The 677-nt window shown below is 44.3% G+C and carries 1 protein-coding gene; it reads left to right on the top strand.

Annotation, left to right across the window (positions count from 1 at the left end):
- The coding region (locus R7Q48_RS27830; RefSeq protein WP_318133520.1) for an IS3 family transposase at nucleotides 1-677 on the top strand (677 nt) is incomplete at both ends.

Below are 677 nucleotides of genomic sequence, written 5' to 3'. Positions count from 1 at the left end.
TGTCAGTTAGTACAAATCTCTCGCCAAGCTTATTATAAGCAATGCCAAACTCAATCTCGTTGTGAACATCATGAGCATGCTGTCATTGGCTTTGTCCGTGAAGTCAGGCTGAAGCAGCCACGCATTGGCACGCGTAAACTGAAGTTCTTAGCCGCAATAAAGGGCATTCAAATAGGTCGCGATAAACTCTTTGAGCTTCTCAGAAGGCATCGCCTGTTAGTGAGAGCAAGACGAGCCTATCACCGAACGACTGACAGCCGTCATCGATTTTTCTGTCACCCAAACAAAGTGAAAGATGGGCTGACACCAACGAAGCCAGACCAACTGTGGGTTGCTGATATTACTTACTTGCCAACTCAAAATGGAGAGAGTTATCTCAGCTTGGTTACAGACGCTTATTCAAGGAAGATTGTTGGTTACAACGTAGATGACAACATGAGAACGCAATCAGTTAAGCGGGCATTTATCTCGGCTCTCAGACAGCGGCAGAGTGAAGAAAAGCTAATACACCACTCAGATAGAGGCTCACAATACTGTTCGAAGGAATATCAAGATATCCATAAGAAACATAGAGTGACTTGCTCAATGACAGACGGGTATGACTGTTATCAGAATGCTTTAGCTGAGCGTGTAAATGGGATACTCAAAATGGAGCTCTTGCTGAAGAAACCGAAAGA

This window comes from Vibrio sp. 378, from assembly GCF_033339435.1.
The sequence above is the reverse complement of the archived record's forward strand: the minus strand, read 5'-3'. Positions and strand labels throughout refer to the sequence as shown.